Consider the following 4,313-nt stretch of genomic DNA (forward strand, 5'->3'; position numbering starts at 1 on the left):
CTTTCGATGAAGCCGTTCTGCTGGGGCTTGCCCGGTGCGATATAGTGCCAATCAACATCACTCTCCTGAACCCATTTGAGGATCGCCATGCTGGTGAACTCGGTGCCGTTGTCTGAAACTATTGTCTTCGGCATGCCTCGTTCTGCGATCACCTTGTCCAGCTCACGTGCAACGCGGTGTCCGGACAGCGATGTATCAGCCACCAGAACCAAGTTCTCACGACTAAAGTCATCAACGACTGCCAAGATGCGAAACCTGCGACCGTCTGTCAGAGCGTCAGACACGAAATCTAAGCTCCAACGTTGGTTCGGGCCATCCGGCAGCACCATCGGCTTTCTCGTGCCCAACGCACGCTTCCTGCCACCTCTGCGCCGCACCTGAAGCTTCTCTTCACGGTAGATGCGCCTCACTTTCTTGTGGTTTACCTCAAAGCCCTCCCGCGCAATCATCACATGGATGCGGCGGCAACCAAACCGACGCCGTTCCCTCGAAACTCGTTTGATTGCATCTCGCAGTTCCACATCATCACCACGGCGCGACAGATATCGCACCGTTGATCGATCAATCTGCAGCACATCACACGCCCGCCGCTGGCTCACACCGTGCGCTTCGCACAAATGAACCACCGCTTCCCGCCTCACAGCAGGCGTCACCATTTTTTTGAATTGATGTCTCGCAACATAGCGTTGTCCAGCATCTGCTCGGCCAAGAGCTTCTTCAGCTTGCCGTTCTCATCCTCAAGCGCACGCAATCGCTTCGCATCCGACGGTTCCATGCCACCATACTTCGATTTGTATTTGTAGAACGTCGCTGAGCTGATCCCATACCGCCGACATACATCTGCGGTCTTCTCGCCAGCTTCCTGTTCCTTGATCATTGCTATGATCTGTTCGTCCGTAAATCGTGCCTTCATTTGTCCGTCCTTTTGTTGGGCGGACTCTACACAAATTTGGAGGAGTTTTAGGGGCTCAGGTCACAGGACCATAGCCACCGGCCTTACCTCCGGTTCCAAAACGTAAGCTAGTCTCATGAGCCACAACGTCTGTGACCGTCGAGACGGACAGGGGCGCCGCGAGCGCAGCAACTAATAAAGTGCGAAACATGTGGGAGAAGCCCTTCTGTAAAACTCGGAGACCTATCGATTTTGGGTTTTTCTTATTGAAGCTGTATTCTTCAAAAAGGTCAGCCTTCCGAAAGGCTACAGGGTGCCCGCGGGGGGGCGTTGCAAATGCCTCAAGGCCAGAGTCCTGCGACGTTGGGAAGTGTCACACTGGGGTATTTTGGCATCCGAGCGCGCTAAGCCAACTATCAATGACCCCGTCCAGCGCGCGCCAGTCGGTGTAATCGTGATCAGAACTGGGGTCCGCCGAGGGGTCATTTCTGACGATAATCTTGCGCATAATGAACCGTCGAAAGATATCATATTGCGAGGGAAGATATGCACCCGCGATGTGTTCAACGCGGTTTGGTGTCCATCCCGTTGCCTCAACGAGGTCATTCACTATCCGGTCCAGACCTTTCCAGTCTTCAGTGTCATGCCCCGCAGCAGCAAGTGAGACCGACAAGAACAGCGTTTGAATGTCATTCAATGGTTTGGATTGGCGGGCCGCAAATTCAGTTAGGCTGCGTTGATAGTGGCTCACATGAACGGATGCTGCTAAAATAACGCCGTCAAAGCCGCTAACATCGATGTCAGATGCATCCGCAAGGTTTAGAAGCTCGACGGCATGTCCGGCATGCGCAATTCTATCCGCCACCTGTCGCCCGATTTTTCGGGTGTGGCCCTCGCTAGATGCGTATGTAACGAGTATCTTCAAAGCCGCCTCCTCAAGAACTGAACTGTGTGAAATGCAACTTGGCTTTGTAATCTGAGCCAAGTGACCACGTTCCTTCGATATGATGGATTCTTGAAGCAAATCACCGTCAAAGGCATTGATGTTTATCAACGCAGATCAGGATTGGCGGCAGCTTTATCCCGCACTGCTACCCTTCTTTGTTCATGGGGCAATGGCAGACTAGGATTTTGCGAAATGTCGGTCTATTGATGACCAAGCAAACAAGGTCAAAACATGCAGCGCAGTCTTCTTTCGGTTATTTTTGCTTTCGCACTCGTCTCAGGTTGTGGCGAGTTGGGCGCTGATCGCACTTTGGTCACGGGCGCTGGTCCGGACGAATTGCTAAAGCTACGGTCGGGGCCGGGGCTTGGTTATAATGTGATTTTGGGACTGCCTGACGGAACACCGCTTGACCGCCGCGACTGCGTGACGGAAGTAGGGCAACTTTGGTGCCGGGTGACGTTGACAGCCGCGCCTGGGATCACGGGGTACGTTTCTGCCGATTACCTTTCGACGCGCTAGTATCAGGTCGCTACCACTGAACGCAGTGGCTGACGATGATGGCGCACAAGTTCTGGCAGTCTATGGCGCGTTTTGCGCTATGGGGCAGGTCCATCACCAAGCGGTCGTCAGCGCGACGATTTCAACTTAGCAGCATGGCGAGATAATCCGTCCGCCAGTGGGAACAAACACGCCTGCAACGCGTGATAGATGTCCGGTTTGCCTGCAAATATCGTACTGGTCACGGCCCCGCTTTTATCGATTTCAGGGAACCAGCCCCCTCGGGTGTGGTCGATGAAATGGGTATCCGCGAATGCCCAGAACTTGCGATACCAAATCTCGTCTTCCGTGCGGCGTTCAAGTTTGATGAGCGCTGCGACCGCGCCAATCGCTTCGGTCACGGGCCACCAAAACCTAGAGGCCCTGTCGACCGTGCCGTCGAAATTCAAGGTGTATGCAAAGCCACCCTCGGGAAGCCATGCATCATCAAGGGCCTGTTGAATAAGATGACGCGCTGTTGCTGGCTCTGTGCTTTCGGGGCGACCTTTCAAATCCCAGTACTGCAGCAGCAACCGTCCCAGCTCAAACGAATGACCGGGTGTCGTGCCGGCAGGACGAAACATCGGATCACCGGAATACGCGCGATCAATCTCCCAGTTTATGGTGTAATGCTCGGGCAGCCGCCATCCATTTTGCGGCGCGATATGGCCTGTGAAAAAGTCCAGAATGCGCCCCGCTCGCGACAGGTACGTCGCATCTGCGGTCGCTTCATAAGCCGTCAAAAGGGCCTCGACACCGTGCATATTCGCATTCATTCCGCGATAGGTTGAAAAAGGCGCCCAATCCCTGTTTCGTTCGTCACTATACAGCCCTGCGTCGTCTTCCCAATACTGCTGGTCCAGAACGTCGCTGACATCGTCGAGAAGTTGATCTGCCCCTTCATGTCCCGCCATTTTAGCGGTGGCGGCGGCCAAAAGGACGAACATGTGCCCGTAGGCAAGTTTGCGATCATCTTTGATATCCCGGCCATCAAGTGCCCAAAGGTATCCGCCATGTTCTGCGTCGCGGTGGTGACTGCGCAGATAGTCTAGGCCGTGATCAACGATGCGTTCAGCGCCCGCATGCCCCCAAAGCTGGCCAAGAGCGTATGAATGAACAAGCCGCGTCGTTGTGTGCAATTCTTGGGTCGTGTCAGGCAGGGGGCGGCCATTGTGATCAAGCGTCGCAAAGCCGGGTTGCGTGGTTAGGCTGGCCGCGAAGAATTCCAATTGCGCGTCTGCTTGCGCTGCCAGCCAAGCACGGTGGTCTGGGTGATCAAGCCAGAAACCTGAAAACTCTTGAGGGCCGGGGCTCGTTTGATCTGGCATCTTGATATCCCTAAACATTTTCGGACTCAGCTTTGGAGCCGAACCGATCGACACTCTACGCCCGCCTACAGTCTTTGCAACGCTTGGCGGCGTGAAATCGAGCCAAGGTGTGACGTGTACCAATATGGAGCTATCAAGAGGCTTAGTGGATCCGTCGCCGTTGCTGCAATAGCCCGTATCTTGCCCGGAAGTGAAAAAAGTTGGTCAACCCGAAGCGCTACAGGCCAGTTGCATTTCCTCAGAGAACAACCGCATCCGGCGATTGAAACGCCTTTTTTCGGCATGCATCAGGTATATGTTCAATTGCGGTGACCCGAGGTTTTCCAAGACGGGCACGATTTCTCCGGAGTCGACGAGTGCCTGACAGACGAAATCAGGCAGTCGGACAATACCGGCACCGCGCCGAACCGCATCGCTTAGAAACACACCGCTGTTTGAACCAAAAACAGGCTTGAATGTGATTTTGGTTGCCCGACCGTCAGCTTCTTGAAAGGCCAGGCAAATTGCAGCGTCTGAAGTGCCCCTGGCACGGCGTCAATGCGCGATAAAAGCAAAGGCAAAAGTCGCGAAGGGGTTTCGATCGGCATGTCCGTTTTGCCAAGCGAAAAAG

4 protein-coding genes and 1 pseudogene are annotated in these 4,313 nt (G+C 54.4%); 1 reads left to right on the forward strand and 4 read right to left on the reverse strand.

Features of this window, described 5'->3' with window-relative positions:
• Both QZ197_RS14920 and QZ197_RS14925 read right to left on the reverse strand, forming a co-directional pair.
• Nucleotides 1–913 (reverse strand): annotated as a pseudogene (locus QZ197_RS14920) (IS3 family transposase); the annotation flags it as partial.
• Nucleotides 914–1,265: 352 nt separating this feature from the next.
• A complete protein-coding gene (locus tag QZ197_RS14925) occupies nucleotides 1,266–1,817 on the reverse strand; it encodes a flavodoxin domain-containing protein (protein WP_296432944.1) in 552 nt (183 codons plus the stop codon).
• A gap of 252 nt (nucleotides 1,818–2,069) precedes the next feature.
• Between QZ197_RS14925 and QZ197_RS14930 the strand changes: the two genes are divergently transcribed.
• Nucleotides 2,070–2,357, forward strand: a complete 288-nt coding sequence (locus QZ197_RS14930) for an SH3 domain-containing protein (protein ID WP_296432945.1) — start codon at nucleotides 2,070–2,072, stop codon at nucleotides 2,355–2,357.
• Nucleotides 2,358–2,464: 107 nt separating this feature from the next.
• Here QZ197_RS14930 and QZ197_RS14935 read toward each other — a convergent pair whose 3' ends face one another.
• On the reverse strand, nucleotides 2,465–3,703 hold the full coding sequence (locus tag QZ197_RS14935; protein WP_296432946.1) for an AGE family epimerase/isomerase: 1,239 nt from the start codon (nucleotides 3,701–3,703) through the stop codon (nucleotides 2,465–2,467).
• Nucleotides 3,704–3,907: 204 nt separating this feature from the next.
• A complete protein-coding gene (locus tag QZ197_RS16145) occupies nucleotides 3,908–4,207 on the reverse strand; it encodes a LysR substrate-binding domain-containing protein (RefSeq protein WP_363157898.1) in 300 nt (99 codons plus the stop codon).
• Nucleotides 4,208–4,313: the final 106 nt, after the last annotated feature.

Source organism: Yoonia sp. (assembly GCF_017854415.1).
In the GTDB taxonomy this organism is placed as follows: domain Bacteria; phylum Pseudomonadota; class Alphaproteobacteria; order Rhodobacterales; family Rhodobacteraceae; genus Yoonia.

Coding starts and splice junctions, on each gene's coding strand:
- QZ197_RS14930 (WP_296432945.1), top strand. CDS start 2,070: ATGCAGCGCAGTCTTCTTTCGGTTATTTTTGCTTTCGCACTCGTCTCA.
- QZ197_RS14935 (WP_296432946.1), bottom strand. CDS start 3,703: ATGCCAGATCAAACGAGCCCCGGCCCTCAAGAGTTTTCAGGTTTCTGG.